General features: G+C 61.1%; 22 protein-coding genes. 17 read left to right on the forward strand and 5 right to left on the reverse strand.

The window, feature by feature from the left end; all coding sequences use genetic code 11:
• The first annotated feature begins 399 nt into the window (after nucleotides 1-399).
• The 7 genes from OMP40_RS11875 (at nucleotide 400) to OMP40_RS11905 (ending at nucleotide 11,722) form a co-directional block, all read left to right on the forward strand.
• Nucleotides 400-1,296, forward strand: a complete 897-nt coding sequence (locus tag OMP40_RS11875) for an ABC transporter permease (protein ID WP_277531548.1) — start codon at nucleotides 400-402, stop codon at nucleotides 1,294-1,296.
• A gap of 15 nt (nucleotides 1,297-1,311) precedes the next feature.
• On the forward strand, nucleotides 1,312-2,190 hold the full coding sequence (locus OMP40_RS11880; RefSeq protein ID WP_277531550.1) for a carbohydrate ABC transporter permease: 879 nt from the start codon (nucleotides 1,312-1,314) through the stop codon (nucleotides 2,188-2,190).
• 49 nt (nucleotides 2,191-2,239) lie between these two features.
• Complete coding sequence (locus OMP40_RS11885; protein WP_277531552.1) at nucleotides 2,240-3,853, forward strand: type 2 periplasmic-binding domain-containing protein; 1,614 nt, start codon at nucleotides 2,240-2,242, stop codon at nucleotides 3,851-3,853.
• 290 nt (nucleotides 3,854-4,143) lie between these two features.
• On the forward strand, nucleotides 4,144-6,108 hold the full coding sequence (locus OMP40_RS11890; RefSeq protein WP_277531553.1) for an AraC family transcriptional regulator: 1,965 nt from the start codon (nucleotides 4,144-4,146) through the stop codon (nucleotides 6,106-6,108).
• Nucleotides 6,109-6,133: 25 nt separating this feature from the next.
• Nucleotides 6,134-7,747: a hypothetical protein gene (locus OMP40_RS11895; protein WP_277531554.1), complete on the forward strand. Its 1,614-nt coding sequence runs from the start codon at nucleotides 6,134-6,136 to the stop codon at nucleotides 7,745-7,747.
• Nucleotides 7,686-8,189 carry a hypothetical protein gene (locus tag OMP40_RS11900; RefSeq protein ID WP_277531555.1) on the forward strand — a complete coding sequence of 168 codons (504 nt, stop codon included), beginning with the start codon at nucleotides 7,686-7,688 and terminating at the stop codon, nucleotides 8,187-8,189. The genes OMP40_RS11895 and OMP40_RS11900 overlap by 62 nt, the downstream gene beginning before the upstream one ends.
• A 191-nt stretch (nucleotides 8,190-8,380) precedes the next feature.
• Nucleotides 8,381-11,722: an S-layer homology domain-containing protein gene (locus tag OMP40_RS11905; protein ID WP_277531556.1), complete on the forward strand. Its 3,342-nt coding sequence runs from the start codon at nucleotides 8,381-8,383 to the stop codon at nucleotides 11,720-11,722.
• A 114-nt stretch (nucleotides 11,723-11,836) separates the two neighbouring features.
• On the opposite strand, the gene OMP40_RS11910 is transcribed toward OMP40_RS11905, so the two are convergent.
• Nucleotides 11,837-12,616: a helix-turn-helix transcriptional regulator gene (locus tag OMP40_RS11910; RefSeq protein ID WP_277531558.1), complete on the reverse strand. Its 780-nt coding sequence runs from the start codon at nucleotides 12,614-12,616 to the stop codon at nucleotides 11,837-11,839.
• Nucleotides 12,617-12,860: 244 nt separating this feature from the next.
• Here OMP40_RS11910 and OMP40_RS11915 point away from each other — a divergent pair, with 244 nt between their 5' ends.
• The 8 genes from OMP40_RS11915 (at nucleotide 12,861) to OMP40_RS41540 (ending at nucleotide 19,567) form a co-directional block, all read left to right on the forward strand.
• Entirely contained in the window at nucleotides 12,861-13,982 is a 1,122-nt protein-coding gene (locus OMP40_RS11915; protein ID WP_277531559.1) for a Gfo/Idh/MocA family protein, read from the forward strand.
• 159 nt (nucleotides 13,983-14,141) lie between these two features.
• Nucleotides 14,142-15,119, forward strand: a complete 978-nt coding sequence (locus OMP40_RS11920) for a Gfo/Idh/MocA family protein (protein WP_277531561.1) — start codon at nucleotides 14,142-14,144, stop codon at nucleotides 15,117-15,119.
• Nucleotides 15,120-15,346: 227 nt separating this feature from the next.
• The gene (locus OMP40_RS11925; protein WP_277531563.1) at nucleotides 15,347-16,039 is read left to right on the forward strand and encodes a hypothetical protein; all 693 of its coding nucleotides are present in this window, start codon (nucleotides 15,347-15,349) and stop codon (nucleotides 16,037-16,039) included.
• Nucleotides 16,040-16,137: 98 nt separating this feature from the next.
• Nucleotides 16,138-16,533 carry a hypothetical protein gene (locus OMP40_RS11930; RefSeq protein WP_277531564.1) on the forward strand — a complete coding sequence of 132 codons (396 nt, stop codon included), beginning with the start codon at nucleotides 16,138-16,140 and terminating at the stop codon, nucleotides 16,531-16,533.
• A gap of 112 nt (nucleotides 16,534-16,645) precedes the next feature.
• Complete coding sequence (locus OMP40_RS11935; RefSeq protein ID WP_277531566.1) at nucleotides 16,646-16,954, forward strand: hypothetical protein; 309 nt, start codon at nucleotides 16,646-16,648, stop codon at nucleotides 16,952-16,954.
• Nucleotides 16,938-17,099 carry a hypothetical protein gene (locus OMP40_RS11940; RefSeq protein WP_277531568.1) on the forward strand — a complete coding sequence of 54 codons (162 nt, stop codon included), beginning with the start codon at nucleotides 16,938-16,940 and terminating at the stop codon, nucleotides 17,097-17,099. Before OMP40_RS11935 ends, OMP40_RS11940 begins: the two co-directional genes overlap by 17 nt.
• Before the next feature lie 156 nt (nucleotides 17,100-17,255).
• Nucleotides 17,256-18,419 carry a cache domain-containing protein gene (locus OMP40_RS11945; protein WP_277531570.1) on the forward strand — a complete coding sequence of 388 codons (1,164 nt, stop codon included), beginning with the start codon at nucleotides 17,256-17,258 and terminating at the stop codon, nucleotides 18,417-18,419.
• A 962-nt stretch (nucleotides 18,420-19,381) separates the two neighbouring features.
• Nucleotides 19,382-19,567 carry a helix-turn-helix transcriptional regulator gene (locus tag OMP40_RS41540; RefSeq protein WP_420871922.1) on the forward strand — a complete coding sequence of 62 codons (186 nt, stop codon included), beginning with the start codon at nucleotides 19,382-19,384 and terminating at the stop codon, nucleotides 19,565-19,567.
• Between the two features lie 92 nt (nucleotides 19,568-19,659).
• Here the strand turns inward: OMP40_RS41540 and OMP40_RS11955 are convergent, their stop codons facing one another.
• The 4 genes from OMP40_RS11955 to OMP40_RS11970 form a co-directional block, all read right to left on the reverse strand.
• Entirely contained in the window at nucleotides 19,660-20,616 is a 957-nt protein-coding gene (locus OMP40_RS11955; RefSeq protein ID WP_277531573.1) for a HAMP domain-containing sensor histidine kinase, read from the reverse strand.
• Between the two features lie 116 nt (nucleotides 20,617-20,732).
• Nucleotides 20,733-21,422 carry a response regulator transcription factor gene (locus OMP40_RS11960; RefSeq protein ID WP_277531575.1) on the reverse strand — a complete coding sequence of 230 codons (690 nt, stop codon included), beginning with the start codon at nucleotides 21,420-21,422 and terminating at the stop codon, nucleotides 20,733-20,735.
• Entirely contained in the window at nucleotides 21,415-22,011 is a 597-nt protein-coding gene (locus OMP40_RS11965; RefSeq protein WP_277531577.1) for a DedA family protein, read from the reverse strand. The genes OMP40_RS11960 and OMP40_RS11965 overlap by 8 nt, the downstream gene beginning before the upstream one ends.
• Nucleotides 22,012-22,068: 57 nt before the next feature.
• Nucleotides 22,069-22,593 (reverse strand): class I SAM-dependent methyltransferase, encoded by a 525-nt coding sequence (locus tag OMP40_RS11970; protein WP_338131104.1) that lies wholly within the window; start codon nucleotides 22,591-22,593, stop codon nucleotides 22,069-22,071.
• Nucleotides 22,594-23,370: 777 nt separating this feature from the next.
• Here OMP40_RS11970 and OMP40_RS11975 point away from each other — a divergent pair.
• Together OMP40_RS11975 and OMP40_RS11980 are read left to right on the forward strand one after the other, a co-directional pair.
• Entirely contained in the window at nucleotides 23,371-24,282 is a 912-nt protein-coding gene (locus OMP40_RS11975) for an ABC transporter permease (RefSeq protein WP_277531579.1), read from the forward strand.
• A gap of 37 nt (nucleotides 24,283-24,319) precedes the next feature.
• Complete coding sequence (locus tag OMP40_RS11980) at nucleotides 24,320-25,267, forward strand: carbohydrate ABC transporter permease (RefSeq protein WP_277531581.1); 948 nt, start codon at nucleotides 24,320-24,322, stop codon at nucleotides 25,265-25,267.
• Nucleotides 25,268-25,308: the final 41 nt, after the last annotated feature.

Here is a 25,308-nt window from a genome sequence, read left to right on the forward strand (position 1 = left end):
ATGGGACTGCCGAGACGCAGCGACGCCCGGAGCGAGCGGATTTGTTCCTACATGGGACGACCGTGAAGCAGCGACGCTTGGATCGACTTATTTGCAAGAGCCGCGCGAACGGTGAAAGCAACTGCGCTTAGGCACTTCTACGTTCGACGTTATGGAGAGAAGATCAAGCCCTCGGCTTGGCCGTTTTAACCGACGACGGCAATCGCATGGCGCGCGCGACAGCGGACCTGCAAAAATAGCGATTTTATAAGAAATCGCCATTTTGAACAGATCCGGCAAAGCGATAAATAATCGCCATTCTTTATAGAAATGCGTCATTGTCACGGCCTTGAAGGGCGATGTAAGTTGGATTCGCGGCAACCGAAACCGCTTACAACGGAAGAAAGGAGGAATGCGTCCGTGATCAGGCGTTATTATGCCTACCGTTATTTTTTTCTGATGCTGCTGCCGGTCGTCGCGTACTTCGCGCTGTTCCACTATGCGCCGATCTACGGCGTGCTGATGGCCTTTCAGGATTTTAGAGTGCTGAAGGGCATATCCGGCAGCGAGTTCGTGGGGATGAAGCACTTCAGGGAGCTGTTCTCGGGCCTCTACTTCGTGCCGGTGCTCAAAAACACGCTTATCATCAACGCCTACAAGCTGCTGTTCGGCTTTCCGGCGCCGATCGTGCTGGCGCTGCTCATCAACGAGGTGATGCGTCCGGCCTTCAAGCGGATCGTGCAGACGATCAGCTACCTGCCGCACTTCCTGTCCTGGATCGTGCTGTCCGGCATCGTGATCGAAGCGCTGTCGCCGAGCCGGGGACCGATCAACATCGCGCTGATGGAGCTCGGGATGAAGCCTGTCTTTTTCCTCGCCGATACGGACTGGTTCCGGACCGTGCTCGTCAGCACCGCGGTATGGAAAAACGTCGGCTTCTCCGCGATCATCTATCTGGCCGCCATCGCGGGCATCAGCGGCGATATGTACGAGGCTGCGGAGGTGGACGGCATCGGCCGGCTGCAGAAAATGTACTACATCACCTTGCCGTCGATCGCGCCGGTCATCGTCATCATGCTTATCCTGACCTCGGGGTCGATCATCAACGACGACTTCGACCAGATCTTTAATCTGATCAACGCGAACGTGAGCAGCGTAGGCGATGTCATCTCCACCTACACGTATTCCGAAGGGATCGCCAAAATGAACTACAGCTATGCGGCGGCGGTCGGTTTGTTCAAAAACGTGGCGGCGCTCGTCGCGGTGCTGTCCGCGAACTTCATCGCCCGCAGATTCAGCGACAATACCATCCTCTAGAAAGGAGGAACCCGCATGAAGCAACGGCGAATGTCCGACCGCTTGTTCAGCCTGGTCGTCTACGCGCTGCTCACGGGGCTGGCGCTCACGATCGTCCTCCCGATGATGCAGGTGCTGACGATCTCCGTCAGCCCGCTGAACGTCGTCAACCGGTACGGCTTCCACTTTATCCCGACCGCGTTCGACTTCAGCGGCTACCGCCAAGTGTTCCACAAAGAGACCATCTGGACGGGCTATCAGAATACGCTCGTCCGCACGATTCTCGGGACGGGCATCACGATCGTCATGACCTTCCTGGGCGCCTATCCGCTGTCGAAGCGCCAGCTCCCGAATCGCGCCTTCTGGACCGGCTTCGTCGTCCTTACGATGTTTTTCTCCGGCGGGCTCATCCCGAGCTATATGCTCGTCAAAAATATCGGCTTGATGAACACCGTATGGTCGCTTGTGCTTCCCGGCGCGGTCAGCGCCTTCATGCTGCTGATCGTGCGCAACTTTATCGCCGCGCTGCCCGAGAGTCTCGAGGAGTCGGCGAAGATCGACGGCGCGAACGACCTGTACATTCTTTGGAAAATCGTCGTGCCGCTCTCGATGCCGATATTGGCCACCGTCGCGCTGTACGCCGCCGTCGATCACTGGAACGCCTGGTTCGACTCCATGCTCTACATTCAAAACGAGAAAAAGCAGGTGCTCCAGCTGATCCTGCGCAAGATCATCATCGACGGCACGGCAGACCCCTCTACGACGGGCGCGGCCGATTCGATGAACGCGCCGACCAACAGCCAGGCGATGAAGATGGCGGCGCTGGTCGTCACGATGCTGCCGATCATGTGCGTCTATCCCTTTCTTCAGAAATACTTCGTCAAGGGGACGCTGCTCGGCTCCGTCAAAGGTTAATCACCGGTTCGTCCGGGTTAACGATATCCATACTTTAGGAGGAATGAAGATGGCAACGAAAACGAAAAAGAGGGCGGTCGCCGTCATCCTGCTGGTCACGATGCTGGCAGCGCTGATGGCCGCGTGCTCGGGCAAAAACGAAAACGGAGGAGCGTCGGCAAGCGGATCGGCGGGGGCGAAGGGCTCGGAGAGCGCCAAGCCTTCGGCAACAGCCGAGCCGCCGGTCACGCTGGATTGGCTCGCCTACAACTCGTACGGCCAGCCGGACGCGAACGCGCCGCTCGTGCAGATGGTCGAGAAGAAGTTCAACGCGAAGTTCAACGTCTGGTACGTCGACAATCAGAAGTGGGTCGATCAGCTGAACGTCAAGTTCGCGGCTGGCGAGATGCCGGACGTGCTGCAGATCCGCGAGCAGATCCCGAAGTACGTCGACAACGGCATCCTCGCCCCGATTCCGGAGGAGAAAATCCGCGAGCTCGCGCCGACGTACGCCGCGACGATCGACAAGTACGATCCGAACCTGTGGAACGCGGTCAAGTACGACGGCAAAATCTACGGTCTGCCCAGCATCAATCTGGCGGGCGACTATCCGACCGTCGTCCTCTGGCGCCAGGACTGGCTCGACAATGTCGGCATTACGAAGATCCCCGAAACGCTGGACGAGTTCGAGGCGGCCTTGCTTAAATTCCGCAACGACGATCCGGACAAGGACGGCAAAAAAGACACGTACGGGCTGTCCAGCTTCGCCATACCGTTCGTGATGGGCGCCTTCGGCTATCCGGGCAACAACGCCAGCTACGTCATGAAGGACGGCAAGATCACGTTCGCGGCGATCCAGCCGGAGATGAAGGACGCGCTTACGGTATTGAACAAATGGTACAAGGAAGAGCTGATCGATCCCGAGTTCGTCACGGGCGAGAACACCGGCGGCTATTGGGCCGATTCCCAAGCGCTGTACAACGGCCGCATCGGCCTGACCGGCAACGGCATGTTCTACCAATGGCGCAACGAGCTGTTCGGCGGCGAAGACCAGGGCGGGGGCCAGTACCAGAACTTCATCAAGGCGCAGCCCGGCGGCAAGCTCACCTTCGGCAAGCCCCCGGTCGGACCGTCCGGCAAGTCGGGCACGCTGCAATGGGGCGTGAACAGCACGGCCGTCGGCATTACGAACAAGGCGGCCGAGGACCCGCGCAAGCTCGAGACGCTGCTGAAAATGCTCGAAACGACGTTTACGGATTACGACTATTATATGACCGTCCTGCGCGGCAACGAAGGCGAGGACTGGAAGAAGGTCGACGACAGCGGCAAAGTGCTCATCCTGAACCAATCCACTAGCGTGGCCGACTTTTCCAAGAAGGGAGTCCAGGTGTTCAACATCATGAACAACCCCGACTTCGATAAAAAGGCGGACGCGGATCTGTACAAATTCGCGGATTCCAAGAAAACGACGGGCTATCCGCCGGTCATCGCGCCTGCGGTGGACAGCTACGCCAAGTATGCCGGCGATCTGTATAAGCTCGCCACCGAGACGTACATCAAGATCATTCTCGGCGAGCAGCCGGTATCGAGCTTCGACGCCTTCGTCGCCAAGTTCAAGGCCAACGGCGGCGACGAGATCGAGAAGGACGTCAACGAAGCGTACAACAAAATGCTGGGCAAATAATAACGGCCGGGAGGGCGAACGCCGATGCGGAACTGGAAAAGCACACCTTACTTTACGCGGCTTCTTGCCTTCAATTCGCTGCTGATTCTCGTCATCGGCGTCGCTCCCCCTGGTCATCGCCTTTCAGTATATGATCACCGCCTACAACGGCGAGCTCGCCAAGTTCAACGTCCAGTCGGTCAAGCAGATCCGAAGCGCGATCGACGGACAATTCCTGAAGCCGACCGTCGAGGCCGCGAACCACAGCCTGACGGAGTCGGCGACGGGGGGAGCCGCCGCTGCTGCACCCGATGCTTCATTCGATCCGCGGGGACTACTCGTCCATGACGGACGTGACCGAGACGCTGTCGGCCATCGAGGCCCAGCTCTCGTTCGCCGCGTCGGTCGACATCTATTACCGGTACAACGACGTGTTCTTTTACGGCACGAAGTTTTTTTGTTATATGGACCAGTCCGCGTGCAAGCTCGGCTTCCGCGAACGATGGCTCGAACAGCTTGGACAGGCCGGGACGCAGGTGGCCTGGTATCCGATCGCCGCCGCGGACAACCCCGATCGGGAGAAGCTCGTCAGCTACGTCCGGAACTATCCGTACTTCGCGCCGCCCGACAAACGGAAGGCGGTATTTGCCGTTAATTTGAAGGAGAGCGCGATCCGAGGCAAGCTGGCGCAGTCGCTGGCACCGGGCGGCGGCTTGATCTTCGTCGTCGACGGCGGCGGCGCGCTGATCTCGAGCAACGCGAGCGCGCGCGAGGAAGACGAATTCCGGCGGGCCGGCATCCGTTTCCCGCAGCCCGCGCGCGAGACGGACGAGGAGCAGCCGATCGAACGCGTGAAGTGGGAGGGCAAGGAGGCGGTCGCCGCCTTCGCCGATTCGGAGATCAACGACTGGCGCTACGTGACGATCGCGGAGAAAAGCGTGTTCTACAAGCGCGCGGCGCATATCCGCAATCTCATGTACGCGCTGGGCGGCGCGCTGCTGGCGGTCGGCCTCGCGCTCGTCTACATGCTGACGAAGCGGGCGCACAAGCCGATCGGTCTTACGCTTCGGGCGTATTCTCTTCGAATCGACGATCTGAACGATCAGCTCGCGAAGCACGAGCCCGTCATCAAGTATCACGGCATCATGAGCCTGCTGACGGGCACGGGCCTGGCGGGCGCCGGCGGACAGACGGCCGATATGCGGCTGTTTCTCGATCTGCATTTGCGCGAGCCGTATTTCTTCTGCTTCGTGCTGAACATGGCCGGCGGCATGGATGGCGAGAGCCGCAGCGGCGTGGCCGCCGCCTACCGGATGGCCGAACGGCTGGAGGCGGCCGGCTCCCTGTCATGCAAAATATGGGCGGTCGTCTCGCCGGAGGGTTCGATCTACGGCATCGTCAACGGGGCCGAACCGGACGGCGAGGCGGACGAGCGCGTTCTTCAGGGGGAGGTCGAGCGGCATGCCGACGAACCTTGCAGTCTATGTCTCGGCGGCCGGTACGCGATCGAGGAGACGGCGCCGGCCGTCTCCCACCGCGAAGCTTGCGAGGCGGCTGCCTACGCTTACTTTTATCCGGAGCGGCGGGTCGTGCGGTACGATGCGCTCGGCATCCCGTCGCGCAAGGACGGCGGAGGACCGGCGAAGGCCCCCGACGAGCTGGCGGCCGCGCTGCGGGCAGCCGACGAGGACAAGGCGCTGCGGGTTGTCAGGTCCGCGATCGAGGAGGCTTCGTCCGGCTTGTACGCGGCGGCTTACGCCAGGCAGCTGCTCGGCGAATTGGACGCCGCGCTGGGCAAGACGCTGAAGTCGCTGGGCATCGGTTCGCGGGAGCTGTACGGCTGCGACATTAAGGAGCGCGCGGCAGGGCTTGCGAACGTCCGGCTGTACGCCGACTGGATCGAGGAGGCGGTCAATCTCGCGGTCCGGGAGATCGAAGCGCAGCGCAAAGGCGCGGATACCGAGCTGAACGCGCGGGTCAAGGCGTATGTCGAGGCGCATCTGTGCGGCGAGCTCAGCCTCGACCGTATCGCGGAGCATATCGGCGTGACGCCCAATTATCTGAGCCGGCTGTTCAAGCTGGGCGCCGGCGTCACGCTGATCGAGTACATCACCGGCCGCAAGCTGGAGAAGGCTGCCGAGCTGCTCCGCGAGAACGGCCGCTCGGTCGGCGAGATCGCGCTGCTGCTCGGCTATCAATCGCCGAATCATTTTATCCGGATTTTCAAGGAAAAGTACGGCCTGACGCCGAAGCAGTTCCAGAAGTCAGGCTTCTAACCGTCATGGGGGGATTGCAATGATCTTGTACCGCGAATTGCGGGAAGCGCTGTTGTCGGCAGGGCCGAAGCCGGATACGCTCGCGGGAGGCGCGTTCACGCCCGAGAGGCTGGCGGCGCTGAAGAGAGCGCCTCATCTCGCGACGCTCCTGCGGGAGATTCGGGAGGAGGCGCAGCGCGCGGTGCGCGAGCCCGTGCCGCCGCTGTCGTTCGGCGACTTCAGCCGGTTCGACGCCGCGGGAACGCGAATCGAATTCGAGAAGCCTTACTTCGAACGAAGGGGAAGGCTGCTCGCGCTCGCGCTGGCCGTCCTGCTGGACGACACGGGAGGCAGAAGAGACGAACGCGGTGATCTCAAAGCGCGCAAAGATGGCAAGGATGGCAGCGTGGGCGACGGTGGCGACGGCTGCGGCCGCTATATTCAGGCGCTGGAAAATTCGATCTGGGAGATCTGCGGCGAATATACATGGGCGATTCCCGCGCATCTGCCGGAGAGGACGGGAGCGGCGTTCGCGGGGAGCGTGCCGCCCGAACAAACCGTCGACCTGTTCGCGGCCGAGACCGCGCATGCGCTCGCCGAGACGCTGTACCTCGTCGGCGACCGCCTGCATCCCTGGGTTGCGCTTCGGATCCGCGAGGAGGTCGAGCGGCGCGTATTCCGGCCGTTGTTCGAACGATCGACTCATTTTCTGTGGGAGGCGGTCACCAACAACTGGGCCGCCGTATGCGGCGGCGCCGCAGGCATGGCGGCGCTGCTCCTCGTCGACGACCGCGAGATGCTGGCCGGCATGCAGCACCGGATCGTCAGCGCCATGGAGAGCTTCCTCGCGGGCTACGGCGAAGACGGTTGCTGCTCCGAGGGAGCCGGCTACTGGAATTACGGCTTCGGCTACTTCGTCTATTGGGCGGAGATGCTCCGCGAATATACAGGAGGCTCGATCGACCTGCTGCGTTCGGACAAGATCAGGCGGATTGCGGAATTTCCGGCGGCCGTATCCCTCTCCGGTTCCCTGTGCGTCAATTACTCGGACTGCGAGCCGTCGATGATCGCCAACGCCGGCCTGATCAGCCGGCTGTGCGACAGGCTGGGCGTCTCGCCGCCCGAGATGACCGCGGTGCCCTCGTTTCATGCCGATCACTGCTACCGCTGGCCGCATCAGGTTCGCAATCTGTTGTGGACGGACCCGGCGCGCATGAACGTCCCGGCTGCGGATCGGGCATGGTACTTCCCGAGCACGGCCTGGCTGATCGCCAAGCGAAGCGCGCCGGGCGGCCTGCTCGCCTTCTCCGCGAAAGGGGGGCATAATCACGAGGCGCACAACCATAACGATTTGGGACACTTTATCGTTCACGCCGGAGGGGGAGACGCTGCTCGCGGATCTCGGCGGCGGCGTCTACACGCGCGCGTATTTCGGCGAGCAGCGCTATTCCTTCCTCCACAACGGCTCCCAGGGCCACTCGGTTCCGCTGGTCAACGGCCTGACGCAGGCGCCGGGAGAGCGGCATCGCGCAGCGGTCGCGGAAGTGAGCGCGGAGGCGAACGCGGATGCGGATCGGGAATCGTCTGCAGGCGAGGAAATGGATGCGGGCGGCGCGCTTGTCGCGTTCGAGCTGGACCTGACCGCGGCCTATCCCGCTGAAGCGCAGCTCGGCGCCTTTTTCCGCAGGTTCGAATGGCGCTGCGATCCGATGAGCGGACGGGCTTCGCTGAGCTTGACGGACAGGTTCGAATTCAGCCTGCCGACGGAAGGCGGAGACGGGAACAGCGTCACGGAGCATTTCATGAGCGTGTACGAGCCCGTCGTCGGCGAGGGCGAAGCCGTATGGCGGGGGGGAGCGCGGGACGGTATGCTTGCGCTTCGATGCAACCCGGTTCGAAGCCCGAACGGAGGCGATCGATACGTACAGGCACGACGGCCGGCCGATCACGGTATACCGGCTCAGGCTGCATGCGGAACGCCTGCCGCGGCAGTTCGGCTGCAGCTTCGCGATCGATTGCATCTTGTCCGGCTAACGCGCGGTTCCGCGGGCGTCCGACAGGACCTAAACATAGCCGCATTAGTGTTCGTATGCGAGCTATAAAATGATTCTATAGTCACGTTTTTTTTCTGATATTCGACAAAAACCGCCTATTCGGGCGGTTTTTTTTGGTGGTACGATAGCGCTAGTGAATTTCCGTATTTTGTCGCCGGAATTCGGCAGTAGAAAAGCGGCAAGAGGGAGCGGCATCCTAGATCGGGCATCGATTACATACGAAAAGGAGTTGAAGCGTTTTGCTCAAGACCCGATTTACGAGCAAGCTTAGCGGCGCGCTGGCGGGCATGATGCTGCTGTCTCTGCTGGCGGGTCTCGCGCCCGCGCTGGCCGTCCCGCCAAGCGAGGTGACGGCGGAGGATTCGGAAGCGCTGGCGAGCTATCTGGCAGAGCCGGCCGTATCGGTCATTCATCTGGACGGCACCCGGACCTATGAGCTGGAAGGCACGACGATCAGCCGCAACGTTACGATCGACGGTCAAGGGGCTGAAGTGATCGCAACCGGCGGCGTAAGCAACGTAACCTTTATCCGGTCTGCCGTCGGCGGAATGGCTTATTCAAACTTTAGTTCGTTGCTCTATATCGAAGGGACGGGCGGACTGACCGTGCGGGACGTTCATTTTCGCAGTCAGGACGGCCTGATGCTCTCCAACGTCATCGGCGTCAAGTCGGGCGGCACGCTGACGGCGGACCGTATTTCTCTGGACAACTTCTTCAACAACAGAGATTATTTGACCGACCCCGACAGAAAAAACGAAGATCGCAACAGTATCGGAATCTTGATTGAAAACGGCGCGACGGGTACCGTTACCGACAGCACGTTCGGCGCAGGCAACGCGTTTCGCCAGGCGATCGGCGTATACGGCGACGCCGATATTAAAGGCAATCACTTTACGGGAACGAACGAGCCGGGGCGTCTTAAATACGCTGACGGCTATGAATACGCCATTTATACCTATGGCGGCAACGTCGACATCGAGAACAACACGATGACCGGCTACGACAGCACGAACCAGCCGGGCTACGGAAGCGCGGGACTAGGCCTCATTTCCTTTTACGAATCGTCCGTGACGATCCAGGACAACAAGTTCGAAGGCAATTCGGATTCGATCGGCATCACGGGCAAATGGACGGGGTTCAGCAACGGCGCGCTGTCGGTCAACGGGCGTCTGGTCATCAGCCCTTCGTTCCAATATCCGACCGACCAGGAGATTCAGGACTGCGAAGTCGACGGCAACTGCACCGATCCCTACGACTATGAGAACATATGGGAAATCTCTCAGTCGATACTGGACAACAATACGTTCGTCGACAGCGGTATCCCCGGCGTCGGGCGGTTGACCATCGTGATGGACCAGGACGACGAGGTTGAGATCGAAGGCGGTTATTCGCCGCTCGGCGGCTACTTCCAGTCGCTGCTGCGCGTAGTGGACCAGGGCGGGGATTGGGTCAAGCTGGCCTTTCCGACCGACGCCGAAAACAAGCTTTTGCTGAAGGCGGCCGACTTCGTACGCATCGAAAAGCAGGTCGGCGACGCATGGGTGGCGGCGGGTCCCGCGATCGATCTGACCGAACTGAGAAGCAACAATGCCGATCTCGAGGCGACGATCGATGGCCTGACGAGCGGTCAGGACTACAAGCTGCGTCTCAAGCTCATTCACCATACGCAGGCCGACGGCGGAACGCCCCCGGTCCGCAACGTCATCACCTACTCCGGTCCGCTGTCCATCGACAAGACGCCGCCTGCGGCGCCCGCGGTCGCGGCTCCGCTGCCGAACGCGGCGCTTGGCAGCCTGCGGCCGGTGCTCTCGGGCACGGCCGAGGCAGGCAGCGCGGTAACGGTGACGCTGGACGACACGGACTATGCCGCCACTGTGGACGCCGCCGGCAACTGGAGCTTCCGGCCGTCCGTCGATCTGAGTGAAGACATGCATACGTTCACGGTCAAGGCAAAGGACCAGGCCGGCAATCTAAGCGAAGCCTCCGAAGCCAGAAGTTTCGTCGTCGACGTCACCCCTCCGGCGGCGCCGGCCATCGTCGCGCCGGTCGATCGCGCGTCGTTCACCGAAGCGCTTCCCGTCATCAGCGGCACGGCAGAGCCGAACAGCGCGGTCACCGTCGACATCGACGGCGCTGAGGTCGGTGTGATCGCAGACGATGGCGGCAACTGGAGCTACACGGTACAGACGGCTTTATCCGTAGGCTCGCACACGATCTCGGCCAAGGCTGCGGACGCCGCCGGCAATGTCAGCGCAAGCTCGGACGTCTTGACCGTGACGCGCTATGTGCCGACACCGTCGCAGCAGACAGGCGCCGGCACGAAGACCGAATCCGCGGATATCCTCGTCAACGGCAAAGCCGAGAGCGCGGGAACCGCGACGACGGTCGAGCAGGGCGGCCGAACGGTGACGAAGATCGCCATCGATGCCAAAAAGCTGGCGGACAAGTTGACCGCCGCCGGTCCAGGCGCCGTCGTGACGATTCCCGTCAAAGCCGGCTCCGATACGATCGTCGGCCAGCTTGAGGGCGCATCGGTTCAGCAAATGGTATACAGCGCTGCTTATCTGCAGCTTCAGACGCCAACCGCTTCTTACAAGTTCCCGGCCAGGGAGATCGATCTGGCCGCGCTTCAATCGCAGCTCGGGCAAGCGGTCGGACTGCAGGACATCCAGCTCCGAATCGAGATCGCGAAGGCTTCCTCCGCCGCGGTTCAAGCTGCCGAGCAAGCCGCCCGCGAAGCGGGCGCAACGCTTGCCGTCGAGCCGATGCAGTTTAGCGCGAGCGCGGCATACGGCGGCAAATCCGCCGAGCTCAAGGAGTTTGCCGATTATGTGGAGCGTTCGATCGCGATACCGTCCGGCGTAGATCCGAAGCGCATCACGACGGGGGTCGTCTTCGAAGCCGACGGCTCTGTCCGGCACGTGCCGACGACGGTCGTACAGTCCGACGGTCGTTACTGGGCGCAGATCAACAGCTTGACGAACAGTCTGTACGGCATCATCTGGCATCCGCTTCAATATGCCGATGTGGCCGGCAAGTGGTCGGAAAATGCCGTTAACGATATGGCATCGCGGCTGATCGTCGTGGAGGACGCCAAGGGCGTATTCAATCCGAGCCGCAGCATGACGCGTGGCGAGTTCGTAGCGAGTCTTGTGCGGGCGCTCGGTCTTCCGACCTTCACCGCGAGCTCGTCCTCCTTCAACGACCTGAAGGCGGGAGACCGTCATGCGGGCGAGATCGAAGCGGCGTATGCGCGCGGCCTCGTCCAAGGCTTCGCCGACGGCAGCTTCCGTCCCGAAGCCGGCGTGACGCGCCAGGAAGCGATCTTGATCGTCTCCAACGCGATGGCGATCACCGGTCTTACGGACAAGCTCGCTGCGCCGTCTGCCGCAGAGACGCTCCGTTCTTACCGCGATTCGGCGAAGATCGCCGGCTGGGCGCGCGACGGCATCGCCCTGGCGATCGCCTCCGGCGTCGTCGTCGGCCGGGACGGCGATGCTCTGGTGCCGGGCGCTCCCGTCACCAAGGCAGAGACTGCCGCGCTTCTGCAGCGTCTGCTGCAGAAGTCGGAGCTGATCTAGGAAAAAACCGACGGACACTTCTCCATGTACGAAAAGAGTGACGACCGCCCTGCGCAGCGATGCCTGGGGCCGGTCGTTTTTTTGCCTGCCGGGAAATGCTGTGCGCGAATGCGGCTACTCGCCGCCTCTCGCTTGTTCGGCGTATTCGGTGGGGGTCATGCCGACATATTTCTTGAACGTCTTGCTGAAGGAGTAAGGATCGCCTAGACCGGTCCGGTCTGCGATCTCCGTGAAGCTCAGCGCCGTGGCGCGGATCAGCTCCTTGGCCCGTCCGATACGGACGCGGTTCAGGTAGCGGTGGATCGGGAGACCGGTCGCCCGCTTGAACACGCGGTTCAAATAATCGAAGTTGACATCGAAGACGCGCGCCAATTCTTCTCCCGCGATACGTCTTGCATAGTGCAGATGGATGTAGTCGAGCGCGGCGCTCGCCTTGGACAGCGCCTTGGCGCCTAGACCGCCGCCTTCTGCGCCAAGCGCCCCGGACTGCTGCAGGCGGCCGAGCGTGACGAGCAGCTCCGAGAGCTTAAGCCCCGCCAGGCTGCGGCTGTAGGGACGGCCGATATCCAGCCGGCACAGCGCGTCCATGTCGGCCAGCGTCTGATGAAGCTGCGGCTTGCCGGCGAGCGACAGCAGCTTGGGAATGACGACCCGGGGCGGGTCCTCGGCCGATTCTGCCTCCTCCTGCAGCAGCAGTCTCCTGGCCTCGGCAGCCTCCGCTTCGCAAGTCAGCCGGACGATGTCGGCATGCGCGAAGTGGACGAAGTAGTAATCGCAGGCATGCGCCTCCAGCCCCTCGTGCAAGATGTCGGGCTCCAGCAGCAGGCCGTCCCCGCGGCGCAGTCGGTAGACCGTGTCTCCTTCGGCGAGGTGCAGCTCCCCCGCTTTCGACAAAGTAAAAAATATAGTCGTCCGTCACCCGTCTGAAATGAAGCCAGGGCGTTCCGTAAGAGATGAATCCCTGAAGACGGATGCGCGGCGCAAGATCGGCGCGTATCGTGAACAGGCTTGTCCGCTCCCCTTTTTTCAAAAGTCGTTTTTTCACAAGCGAAGGTCTCGATGTGACATGTTCCATCAGTTTAACACGCTTTATACTGTGAGGAGAATAAACGAACATGAGACGAGGAGATGAGCGGAAGTGGCGGCTTTTTCATTAAACGATCCGGCGGGCATCGCCGCAGAAGATCGCGGGAATAGAGAGACGACGACCGTTCGGAAAATCGGCGTGATCGGCCTGGGCGGCATGGCGATGGCGCATATCGAAGGGCTCGGCAGGCTGGAAGGCATCGCCATCGCGGCCATCTGCGATGTGCAGCCGTCGGCGCTCGACCAGGTCGGAGAAAGGCTGGGCATTCCGCCCGAGCGCCGCTATACGGATTACAGCCGGCTCATCGCGGACGAGACGGTAGGCGCCGTCGTGTCCGTCACGCCGAACGCGCTCCATGCGGACGTCATGCGGCTGTGTCTGCTTGCGGGCAAGCCGTTTTTGTCCGAAAAGCCGTTCACGCGCACGTTCGAAGAAGCCGAGGAGCTGCAAGCGCTCTACGAGTCGCATCCGGTACCGGCCATGATCGGCTTCAGCTACCGCTACACGCCCGCTTTCCGGTTGGCGAAGCGCATGCTTGACGAGGGCCGGATCGGGGCCGTGCGCAGCTTTTCGATTCAGTATCTCCAGGGCTGGGGGGCGGCCGTCTACAACACGCCGTACGTCTGGCGCTTCGACCGCAGCGTCACGGGAACGGGCACGCTCGGCGATCTCGGCGCGCATATGGTCGATCTGGCGCATTATTTGTTCGGCCCGTTCAAGGAGCTGTCCGCGCGGCTGCAGACGCTGGTTCCCGAGCGGCTCGACCCGCACACCGGCGAGGCGAGGAAAGTGGAGGTAGACGATTTCGTATCGTTCCAATCGCTCATGACCAACGCTGCGGCAGGCTTGTTTCAGACGACGCGCAATGCGGTCGGCTCCGGCAATCAGCTGGAGGTGTCGATCTTCGGCGACGAGGGCACGCTGATGGCGAGTACGGAGCGGCCGGAGGAGGTCTTATGGATTCGCGTAGACGCGGAGACGGGTGAGCTGGTGCGGGAGACGCGCAGGTCGCCGCAGCGCGAGCGGCTCAATCAGTGGGAGGACTTCGCGGCGCTTCTCGCCGGTTCGCCGGGACCCGGCCTGCCCGGCTTCGAGGCGGGCTACGCGAATCAGCGGGTGCTTGAGGCGATCGTGCGCGCTCATGAGGAGAAGCGGACGGTCTCGTTGACCTGAACGAAGCCAAGGTTTCGGATCGTCGGGCTGCGGGAGACGCGTGCTCTCGCCGCTCCTTTTGCTCATTCGTGAACGCGCGTTGATTTTTTGGTTAATCGCTTGCATTTTGGCTTTAATCAGTTAAGGTAGAGTTATCTGATTGGAAAAGGAGACTCGATCATGGCGGAACAACGCATCGTAAAGTGGGGCATCATGGGGCCGGGGGGCATCTCGGACAACTTCGCCACGGAGCTGCCGCACGCGCCGGGCGGCCAACTCGTCGCCGTCGCCGGACGCTCGTTGGACAAGGCCCAGGCATTCGCCGACAAGTTCGGCATCCCGCGCGCTTACGGCAGCTGCGAGGAGCTCGCGGCCGATCCGGACGTCGAGATCGTCTATATCGGCACGCTGCATCCGATTCACAAGGAGAACGCGCTGACGCTGCTGCGCGGCGGCAAGTCCGTGCTCTGCGAGAAGCCGTTCACGATCAACGCCGCCGAGGCCAGGGAGATCGCCGAGCTGGCGCGCGAGAAGGGCCTCTTCCTCATGGAGGCGATGTGGACGCGATACTTGCCCGCGATCGCCAAGGTGCGGGAATGGCTGGACAGCGGCGTCATCGGCGACGTGCGCATCGTGAAGGCCGAGTTCGGCTTCGACGCGGGCTGGAATCCCGAGGGCCGGCTCCTTAACAAGGAAAAAGGCGGCGGTACGCTGCTCGACGCCGGCATCTATCCGGTGTCGTTCGCTTCGATGGTATTCGGCGGCGAGCAGCCCGCCAGAATCGAGAGCGCCGTCGTCATCGGCGAGACGGGCGTGGACGAGCAGTTCTCGCTGCTGTGCGAATACGGCGGCGGTCGCACGGCTTCCTTGCACGGCTCGGTGCGGCTGTCCATGACGAACGAAGCCGTCATCTACGGCACGAAGGGGCGGATCGAGGTGCCGCACTTCCTGGCAGCCAAGGCCGCGACGCTGCACGCGAACGGAGCCGAGCCGGTCGCCTTCAAGCACGAGCTCGAGCCGTCCGGCCACTTCTATCAGGCGATCGAGGCGATGGAGTGCCTGCGGGCGGGACGCAAGGAGAGCGCGATCATGACCGTGGACGAAACGGTGCGCATTATGGAGACGCTCGACCGGATTCGCGAGCCGTGGGGGGCTTAAGTATCCGGGCGAACAAGGCTGACCTTCGGCGGAGGAAGGAGCAGCGATGCATCGATGAATCGCGCGCCGGCCGCTTCACTTCGATTATCAAAGAGCGCGTCGGCCCCCCGGGTCGGCGCGCTTTTTGCCGCGGATAAATGATCCTGACGAGGGATATCCTACAACCGCGCGATTGCGGCCTATCGCTTTCGCTGCTTAACGAAGGACATGGGCCTCGGGGTGAAACGATGAACAACTTTTCCGCTCCCTATCGCGCCAGGCGTTACCTTGCATTCGTCAGCATGTTCGGAACGACGCAGATTCACAAGCGCAATCCGTATACGATCGCCTGCTGGTCGATGGCGTTTCCCGGCTTCGGCCATCTGCTGCTAAACAAGTTTATCCGGGGATACGCGCTGGTGCTTTGGGAGATTTACATCAATCAGAAAATTCATTTGAATCAGGCGATCATCCATTCCTTTAACGGCCAGTTCCAGGCGGCGCGGGAGGTTCTTGACCCCAGGTTCATGTCGCTTTATATTCCGGTTTATTTATTCGCGATCTGGGACAGCTACCGGACGACGGTGGACTTGAACAAGATGTACGTACTGGCCCGCAGGGAAAACGCCAAGTTCAATGAATTCACCATCGGCGCGCTCGAAGTGAATTATCTCGACAAGCGCAAGCCCTGGGTTGCCGTCCTCTGGTCGATGGGCCTGCCGAGCGTCGGACAGCTGTACCTTCATCGCATCGTGCTGGCCACCTTCATTTTGTTGAGCGGAATCGTGATTGTCAGCGAATCTCATATCGTTCTCGCTATGCACGACCTGATTTTGGGCGATTTAAGGTCCTCCAAAAGAGCGCTCAATGCTCAATGGCTGCTGTATCTTCCTTCTTTTTTACTTTTTTTACGATTTTTGATGCCTACGTTAGCACCGTAGAGGGCAACAAGCTTTTTTGATCACGCCCTAAGAAAGCATCTGGTTGAGAGATATCAGCCGCCAGGCGTGACGCTGACGATCGGGGGCAAAGTGGACTGATGCAGATATTCGCGACGTTCGATTACTCGACTTTTCTCGAGCTCGCCATTACGGAACTGGAGTCGAAGGGAGCAGCGTCCATCTACGCCGTGCCGCTCGACTTGCGCAAGGAGGAGCCGCGGCTGATGGACAGCCTGCATCGCGCGGACGGCCTGTCTTTCGTGGACAAAGGCGCGGTCCTTGCATTCATGTTCGCGACGATCGGGGCCAGCAAAGGCTTCGTATGGGCGTGGGGCCCGGTGATCTGGGGGCTCATCGGCGCAGGCACCGGATTCGCCCTCGGCGTAGCCATCAACGGGCTGATCTATCTGCGGACGCGTCGCAAAAATCATGCGGCTCGGCTGAAAGGCAAGCGGGGGGGACGTGATCCTGGTGGTCGCCTGCGACGAGGATAAGGCCGCGGTCATGGCCGATATTTTGTGGGATCACAAGGCGCTGGGATTGGCGAAGACGAAGTGAACGTAAACGTAAACGAACGTGGGCGGTGATCGGTTGCATTCCGGGAACTTGTTTGCTTACGGCGCCGCCGTCGCGGCGATCGTGTTTCTGATTTTTTCGCCCAAACGACTTTCCCGCGCCGAAATTTACATCACTTATTTTGTCATGATTGCTTTGACGATCTATACGGATCTTTTTCTGGGACTGGTGCTCGACCTCTATGACTTCATCAACCCCGACGTGTCGGTATCGGATCTCATCCTGCAGATCGCGCTCCCGCCAACTGCCGGCGTGCTGGCCCTGAATTTTATGCCGGCCGGTACCAAACGATTCATCGGCTACCTCGTCCTGGCCACGGGGGGTGTCGATTCTGTTTGAATGGCTCTCGCTCAAGTCCGGGTACCTGGTCAACAAAGGCTGGAGGCTGTATTATTCGATCCCGGTGTACGCGCTCGGCTTGCTGTTCCTCCGTTGGCACCTGCGATTCATTCGCAGCGAAAGCGGCAGGGCGAGCATGCGATAAAGGCTCTCTCCGGCACCAGCGGAGCGAAGCCTTTTTTGCGTGGAAAGACGACTTTTAGGGGGATTGTAATGTTTATTTTTCATGCGATAATGTTCTAAAAGAACATGGGTTGATTGGGCAATCGGAATTGACCAGCGTGCGGGGAGAATGACGTCGATGAAAAAGCTGATGCCGAGAAGGACGCATATCCGGATTTTCCTGGGCTCGTGCCTGCTGTTCGTCCTCGTCTCCGTGCCCGTCGTGTTTTTCATGACCCGGCAGTTCTCTAGCTTCGCGCTCGATCAGATCGACAAGGTGAACAAGACCGAGCTTGCGCATTCGCGGGACAACGCCGCATTCATTCTCGACAAAATGATCGCATACGGCTTCACCATGTACGCCGACAAGAGCGTGCAGGCCTGGATGACGGCCGACGAAGAGACGCAGGACCGCGAGATCGAGGCGATCGCCGCGGCGGCCAAATACAGGACGACCGAGCCGTTTCTCAAAAACGCGTACCTGCTGAACATGCGCACCGGGCATGTGATCGACATCGCGTACGGCATCACGACGTTCGCCGCGTTCAAGGATCAGGCTATCTTGGAGCTTGCCAAAGCGCCGGCCAAAGCGTACCAGCGCTTCTTCGTCCATCGCGCGGGCGGGGAGCGTTCGCTCGCCCTGATGATTCCGACCGTGCCTTCCGGTCAGCCCTCGTACGGCTATTTGGTGCTGCTGCTGGACGACGCGCTGATGAAGCAATATTTGCTCAAGGAAAATAAAGCCGCCGGATTCATCTCCTTTATGCTCGACGATGAAGGACGGATGATGCTCGGTCCGGACGAGGAGGAGCGCGCGGCTGCCGCGTCGGAGACGCCCGGGGCTGCCGCGTCGGAGACGCCCGGGGCTTCGAACGAAGGGCTGTACAAGGAGCTGGCGTCGCGCGCGGAAGGCGCTTCGGGCAGCTTCGAGCAGCGCTACGATCGCGAATCCTGGTCTGTCCAGTACGCCCGGATCGAGCCGCAGGGCTGGACCTTGTATCTAATGGCCAAGCTGGATGGCATCCATGCGGACTTTTACGCGTTCCGGACCAAGCTGATGGTCGTGCTGGCAGGACTCGTGGCGCTGCTTCTCGCCATCCTGTTCTGGAATTCGCGGCGTACCTACAGGCCGTTCTCCCAATTGGCGAGCCATCTGGAAACCAAACTCGGGCCTTCGCTGCAGCGCGGGCAGGCGGGGGGGGCCGCTGGCGGAGCACAGCGTGATCCGGTACGGCATCGAGCTGCTCGAGAACCGGATGGTGGCGCTCGATTCTTCGATGCGGGAGCACCGGGACGTCATTAAGACGGAATACCTGCGTCAATGGATTCTGCAAGGCAAGCTGATCCCGCCGGTCGAGCAGTATTTGCGGGAGCACTCGGGGTTGTTCGCGTACGGCGAGCTGTATATCGGCGCGATTCGCATCGACGGGTACAGCGCGTTCAAGGAGAAGTACGAGTTCGCTTCGCGGAAGCTGATGAAGTACGCGATGTGCAACATCGCGGAGGAAATTTTGCGGCGGGACGGCGCCGCCGAGGGGGTTGACCTGGGCAGCGACCATGTCGTCCTGCTGCTCTCCGGGGACGGCATGTCGGCGGAGCGATTGACAACGCTGCTCGAGGAAGTCAAGGCGCAGATCGACCGTTGGACGCAGATTCGGGTGACCGTCGCCGTCAGCGAGGCGCGGGCGTTCGGCGACGATATCCGGGCGGCGTACCAGCACATCCTCGAGCTGACGATGCTCAAGTTCGTGTCCGGCGAAGACAAGATTTATGCGGAGCGGGATTTTGAAGATTATATGCGCAGCGTACAGCCGCTGCCGGACGATCAACTGCTCGACGAGCTGATCAAAAGCGTGCGCATGGGCAAGCCCGAAGATACGGCGGCGGGTCTCGACCGGTTGTTCGCCCACATGCAGACGATGCATTACGCGCAGAGCAAGATTCAGCTGTCGCTTATGCTGTATACGCTGTTCAAGGCGTTCAACAAGCTGCCGTCGGTGGCGTCGATCGAGGGGATCGAGCGCATCCTCGCGTCGTTCGACACGCTGGCGGGCGTAAGGGCCTGGCTCGAGCGCGAGCTGCTCGTCATCATCGAGGAGTTGAGCAGCAAGAAAGGCGCGAGCCGCAGGGACGAGATCGTGACGGACATCGTGGACTACGTGCGCAACCGTCTGCACGACCCGATGCTCACCGTCGAGGAGATCGCCGAGCATGTCTCGCTCTCTTCGCGGCATGTGAGGCAAGCTGTTCAAGGAGTCGCTCGACGTGACGCTGTCCGAATATATTTTGCAGGAGCGCATCGCCAAGGTGAAGGAGTTGCTCGCGACGACGGACTGGACAGTCACCGATATCGGGGAGCGGGCCGGGTTCCAGACCAAGAGCCATTTCTTTACGATTTTTAAAAAAGCGACGGGATTGACGCCGAGCCAGTACAGGGACACGGCGCTTTAAAAGCAGGGCAGGAGGCCGGACGCGGAGTCGCAAGGGCGACTTGACGTTCGGCCTTTTTGCGGGCAATTCGCCATAGCGGGACGACTGCGCGCTCAGTCCATCGGCAGCTCGAGCGCGAAGCGATAGTCGCCGTCGCGGTACGTCAGCCCGAGCCGGCCGCCGTGCAGGCGCGCGATCTCGCGGGCGATGGACAGGCCGAGTCCGGCGCCGGCCGGTCCGCCGGCGGAAGGCGCCGGGCTGCGCGCCGCATCGGCCTTGTAGAAGCGCTCGAACAGCCGCGCCTCCTGCTCCGGTCCGATCGGCGCGCCCCGGTTCGCGATCTCGAGCACCGCCCGGCCGTCCGCGGCCGCCAGCCGCAAGCGCACGACGCCGGGCTTGTCGGCATACTTCAGGGCGTTGGTCAGCAGGTTGTCGATCGCGCGGCTCGCTAGACCGGGATCGAGCGTCAGTTCCAGGCCGCCTGCGGGCAGGCTTGCCGCTACCGACAGCCCCTGCTCGGCGGCGAGCGGCTCGAATTCGGCGAGCAGCTGCCGGACGAGCTCCCGCAGGTCGATCCGCTCGGGGTGCAGGCGGGCTTCGCTGGCGGACAACCGCGTATAGTCGAACAAGTCGTCGATGCGGCTTTTCAGCTGGATCGCCTTGCTGTGCGTGTTGACAAGGAAGCGCTCGCGCTCCCGCTCGTCCCGGTAAGCACGCCCGCGCAGCAGCTCCAGATAACCCAGCATGCTCGTGAGCGGCGTGCGCAGATCGTGGGAGATGCCCGTGATCAGCTCGAGCTTGGCCTGTTCGTTCTGCCGCTCCGTTCGGATCCGGGTCTCGAGCTGCTCGGCCATGGCGTTGATATGGGCGGCTACGCGTCCGAGCTCGTCCGCGCGTTCGGCCGTCAGGCGATGGTCGAGATCGCCTCCCGCCATCGCGTTCAAGCTGTCTTCCAGACGCACCAAATAGCGGATGCTGCCGTTCGTCAGGCCGTAGAAAACGCCGAGGAAGCCGGCCGCGAACAGCGCGAACGACAAGGGGGGCGGCGAAGGCAAAGTAGTGCGGTACACGATGGAGCGCGAAAGGGACGAAATTGCCGGCGAAGAGTCCCCCGGTCAGACTCGCGGCGAACGTCCATAAAATTCGAATTCGGATGCTTCCCATGCCAATCAAACGGAGAAGCCTTTTATTTTTCGATTTTATAGCCGACACCCCACACCGTCTTAATATAACGGGGATCCCGCGGAGGATCCCCGAGCTTGTCGCGGATGTTGCGGATGTGCACCATGACGGTATTGTCGCCGAAGCCGCGGGCTTCCTTCCAGACGCGCTCGTAAATCTGGTCCGCGTGAAACACCTGGCCCCGATGCGTGGCCAGCAGCGCCAGAATCGCGAATTCAAGCGGCGTGAGCGAGATCTCCTCGCCCCGCAGGGTCGCCCGGTGCTGCGGAATATCGAGCGTCAGATCCTGAATCTCGATGAGGGACGACGGCTCCCGGCCGTTCCCGATGCTCTGCCGCCGCAGTTGGGCGCGCACGCGCGCCATGAGCGCGAGCGGGCTGAACGGCTTGGCGACGTAGTCGTCCGCGCCGATGGACAGGCCCGCGATCACGTCGATGTCGGCTTCCTTGGCCGACAGCATGATGATCGGGACGTCGGAGCGCTTGCGGAGCGCGATGCATGTCTCGATGCCGTCCATCCGCGGCATCATGACGTCCAGAATGACGAGCTTGACCGGCTCGCTGCCGAACGCCTCGAGCGCCTGTGCGCCGTCCTCCGCCTCCAGCACGCGATAGCCTTCGTTGCGCAAATATACGTGGACGACGTCCCGGATCTCCGGGTCGTCGTCCACCACCATTATCGTGCCGTTATTCATGGGCCGGCATTCCTCTCCTGATGATGACGTACGACGCCGTCAGCGCAAACGCCAGCCACAGCGCCTGCGGACCGTGCCGCTGCGCGAAACCGGCGATCCGCCCGGCCTGCCCGCCAAGGGCAAGCCCCGAAGCGAAGCAGAGACAGGTCCAGAGTGCGCCCGCGGGATAGGCGAACAGGGCGAAGCGGCGGTATGGCATGCGGCTCGCGCCAGCCGTGAACGGCAGCAGATGGCGGACGACCGGCAGGAAGTAGCTGAAGCAGAGCGCGAGGCTGCCGTGCCGCGCGATCATGCCGCTCGCGGCCGCCGCGTACTTCGCCCTTCGCCCGTGTCGCGCGAACCGCCCCAGCACGGCGGGACCGGCGATTCTCCCCATATAATAGCTAAAGGTCAAACCCGAGGCAACGCCGAGCGCCGCGCAGGCAAGCGCCGGCAGCGGAGCGAGCAGGCCCGTGCCCGCGGCGGCCCCGCCTGCGACGACGATCGCCTCGTTCGGGATCGGCAGGCTGATCATGCCGAGCCAAAGCGCGAAGAACAGCGCGGCGTAGCCGAATTGCTCGATATAAGGGAGGAACGGAAGGTGGCTCATGGCCGTCTCCCCGCTTCATCCCTTTTTTCGCACACGTACACGAACGCCGGCGGCAAATTAAGCGGCACGAAGCGGATGCGCTGGATATCGAGCCGCCGGGCCAGCTGTCCGCGCATCTGGAGCGAATACTGGAAGGCTACGAACAGGCCGCCCGGCTTCAGCGAATCGACGATCTGTGCGAGCAGCCGGTCCCGCAGCGGCTTGCGGAAAGTTGAAGAACGGCAGGCCGCTCACGATGGCGTCCAGCCCGCCGCTCCCGTCGCGTCTCAGCGTATCCGCCATGCCGGCTGCGTCGCTGAAGCAGCGGAAGTTCGGAAAGCGCTCGCGGAGCCGCCGCCGCATCGCGGCGTCCTTTTCGAACAGATAGACGCTTGTGCCCGGCTCCCGCCGCCGCGCGATCTCCCGCGTGATCGCGCCCGTCCCCGATCCGAGCTCCGCCACGGCTCGCGCCTTGCCCCAGTCGATCTCCCGGGCCATTGCCCGCGCCAGGCGGACGGAGCTTGGCACGAGACTGCCGACCTGCCCCGGATTCTCCATGAACTTGCGCGCGAACGCGCGGCTCTCCTCGTCGAACAGTCCCATTTCCGCTCGTCCTCCTTCTGTTTGTCGGTCTTCAGCTTAACCGTCAAAAATAAGGCGCGAGGAAGGAGACTTCTAAAGGTTTTCTAAAGATTCTGCAGGGATTTGAAACGGATTCGATACGGATGCAATCCGATGCAATCCGATGCGGTCCGATGCGGTACAGAATCGGCTCGAACGGATGATGTGAGGCGGTAGGTAGAGTAACTTTTTGCTCTTACGGCACCAAATTGACCGTAACGTGAGGCTGTAGGGTAACTTTTGCTCTTACAGCACCAAATTGACCGTGATGTGAGGCTGTAGAGTAACTTTTTGCTCTTACAGCACCAAATTGACCGTGATGTGAGGCTGTAGAGTAACTTTTTGCCCTTACGGCACCAAATTGACCGTGATGTGAGGCTGTAGAGTAACTTTTTGCCCTTACGGCACCAAATTGACCGTGATGTGAGGCGGTAGAGTAACTTTTTGCTCTTACAGCACCACATTGCCCGCACAAAGAGCCTGTAGCGACCGCTGTGCCAGGCTGGAAGCCGCCAGGTTAGAATGTTTGCAAAACGATTGCTCGAACGGCCCGGAAATCCGGTCCGATTTCCCGTTTGCGAACCCGATTTCCGGATTCAGAACCTTGACGAACCTGCGCCGCCGCGGGCTTTTTCCGCATTCAGAACACCGTTTCCGCCTCGCTTCCTCATCCAGAACTATACAGACCGCTCCGGCGCGACCTAAGCTTGGGACATCGCCAATCAAACGCAGCCAGCAAGAGAGGAGAAGGTGTTCCAAGTGCCGATCGTGAGAGAAATCGTACGCAACAAATATTTATACGTGCTCGCGCTGCCCGGTCTGCTGTTCCTGATCGTGTTCGCCTACGTGCCCATGGCGGGTCATCTGATCGCGTTCAAAAAATACAGGCTCGCCGACGGGCTGTGGGGGAGCGAGTGGGTCGGCTTCGACAATTTCAAGTTTTTCTTCATGAGCAGCGACTGGTACAAGGTGACGTTTAACACGGTGTTTCTGAACGGACTGTTTATCGTCTGCGGCCTTGGCATCGCGCTGCTTCTGGCGATCTTCCTGAACGAGATTCAGAGCCGGCTTTACAAAAAGATCGCGCAGTCGCTCATCTTCCTGCCCTACTTCATCTCGTGGCTGGTCGTCAGCATGATGACGTTCGCCTTCCTCAATACGACGGACGGCATCCTGAACCGCTTGCTGATCGACAACGGGATGGACCCGCAGAACTGGTACCTGAAGCCGAGTATCTGGCCGGGCGTGCTGACGTTCATCTACGTCTGGAAATTCGCCGGTTATTATTCGATCATCTTCCTCGCGGCGATCACGGGCATCTCGGGCGAATATTACGAGAGCGCCAAGATCGACGGTGCGACTAGGTTCCAGCAGATCATCCACATTACGATTCCGCTCATCCGCAACGTGCTGATCGTGCTGGCGCTGCTCGGCGTGGGACGGATTTTCTACGGCGACTTCGGCATGATCTACGGCATCGTCGGCGACACCGCGCCGCTCTATCCGACGACGGACGTCATCGATACGTACTCTTACCGGGCGCTGCGTCAGCTGGGCGACTTTAGCAAGTCCTCGGCCATCATTATGTACCAGTCGGTGATGGGGCTCGTGACGATCGTAATCTTTAACGCCATCGCCAGACGAATCGACAAAGACTCCAGCTTATTTTAAAATCCGGATTTTTCCGATAGAAAGGCGGCAATCACGCATGGAAAGCTCTATCACCCAGGCGCAAACGGGCAAGCTTGGCCGGGCCGGCAAGGCCGTCAAAATCAAGGCGGACCGCTCCCCGTCGGAAAAGGCGTTCGTGGGCTTCATCTACGCCTTCACCGGACTGTTCGCGCTCGTCTGCCTGCTGCCCTTCTGGATCGTGGCGATCAACTCGTTCGCCGACGAGTCCGCGATCAAGCGTTACGGCTACCAGCTGATCCCTAAAATTTTCTCCGCCGGCGCCTATGAGTTCTTATTCCGCGGCAAGCAGGTGGCCAGCAGCTACATGGTCTCGACGACCGTCACGGTGGCCGGCACCGTGCTGGCCGTACTGATCACGGCCATGTACGCCTACGTGCTCGCGCATCCGAAAGTGAAGTACCGCAGCGCGCTGTCCTTCCTGACCTATTTCACGATGATCTTCGGCGCGGGTCTGGTCGGGTTCTATATTCTGATCGCCAACTGGCTCCATCTGAAGGACACGCTCTGGGCGCTTATCCTGCCGTACCTGCTCAACCCCTTCTTCGCCTTCATCATGGTTTCGTTTTTCCGGACGCTGCCTTACGAGATCAACGAGGCCGCGACCGTGGACGGCGCGAACGATCTGCGGATCTTCTTCGGCATCATCCTGCCGATCTCGAAGCCGGTCATCGCGACCGTGGGCCTGTTTTACGCGCTGCAGTACTGGAACGACTTTTTCCTCGCGCTCCTGTTCATCGACGATTACAAGCTGCATCCGCTGCAGATCATGATCCGCCAGCTTATCTCCAACATCAACATCGGCGCTTACGTGGGCGGCAGCCAGACGAACTACGGACAGCCCCTGCCGACCTACAGCGTGCAGCTCGCGACCGTATGCGTCACGATCGGCCCGATTTTCCTGCTGTATCCGTTTATTCAGCGATATTTCGTCAAGGGCATTACAATCGGCGCGCTGAAAGGTTAGTCTTGATTCGGAGACATCCGGTTGAGAATAGATCACCACCA

Source organism: Cohnella rhizosphaerae, from assembly GCF_029525575.1.
Classification (GTDB): domain Bacteria; phylum Bacillota; class Bacilli; order Paenibacillales; family Paenibacillaceae; genus Cohnella; species Cohnella rhizosphaerae.

Excerpts from the sequence above, each read along its gene's own strand:
- OMP40_RS11880 (WP_277531550.1), top strand. The coding sequence starts at position 1,312 with ATGAAGCAACGGCGAATGTCCGACCGCTTGTTCAGCCTGGTCGTCTAC.
- OMP40_RS11885 (WP_277531552.1), top strand. The coding sequence starts at position 2,240 with ATGGCAACGAAAACGAAAAAGAGGGCGGTCGCCGTCATCCTGCTGGTC.
- OMP40_RS11890 (WP_277531553.1), top strand. The coding sequence starts at position 4,144 with ATGCTTCATTCGATCCGCGGGGACTACTCGTCCATGACGGACGTGACC.
- OMP40_RS11900 (WP_277531555.1), top strand. The coding sequence starts at position 7,686 with ATGGATGCGGGCGGCGCGCTTGTCGCGTTCGAGCTGGACCTGACCGCG.
- OMP40_RS11920 (WP_277531561.1), top strand. The coding sequence starts at position 14,142 with ATGGCGGAACAACGCATCGTAAAGTGGGGCATCATGGGGCCGGGGGGC.
- OMP40_RS11925 (WP_277531563.1), top strand. The coding sequence starts at position 15,347 with ATGAACAACTTTTCCGCTCCCTATCGCGCCAGGCGTTACCTTGCATTC.
- OMP40_RS11930 (WP_277531564.1), top strand. The coding sequence starts at position 16,138 with ATGCAGATATTCGCGACGTTCGATTACTCGACTTTTCTCGAGCTCGCC.
- OMP40_RS11945 (WP_277531570.1), top strand. The coding sequence starts at position 17,256 with ATGAAAAAGCTGATGCCGAGAAGGACGCATATCCGGATTTTCCTGGGC.
- OMP40_RS11960 (WP_277531575.1), bottom strand. The coding sequence starts at position 21,422 with ATGAATAACGGCACGATAATGGTGGTGGACGACGACCCGGAGATCCGG.
- OMP40_RS11965 (WP_277531577.1), bottom strand. The coding sequence starts at position 22,011 with ATGAGCCACCTTCCGTTCCTCCCTTATATCGAGCAATTCGGCTACGCC.
- OMP40_RS11970 (WP_338131104.1), bottom strand. The coding sequence starts at position 22,593 with ATGGGACTGTTCGACGAGGAGAGCCGCGCGTTCGCGCGCAAGTTCATG.
- OMP40_RS11980 (WP_277531581.1), top strand. The coding sequence starts at position 24,320 with ATGGAAAGCTCTATCACCCAGGCGCAAACGGGCAAGCTTGGCCGGGCC.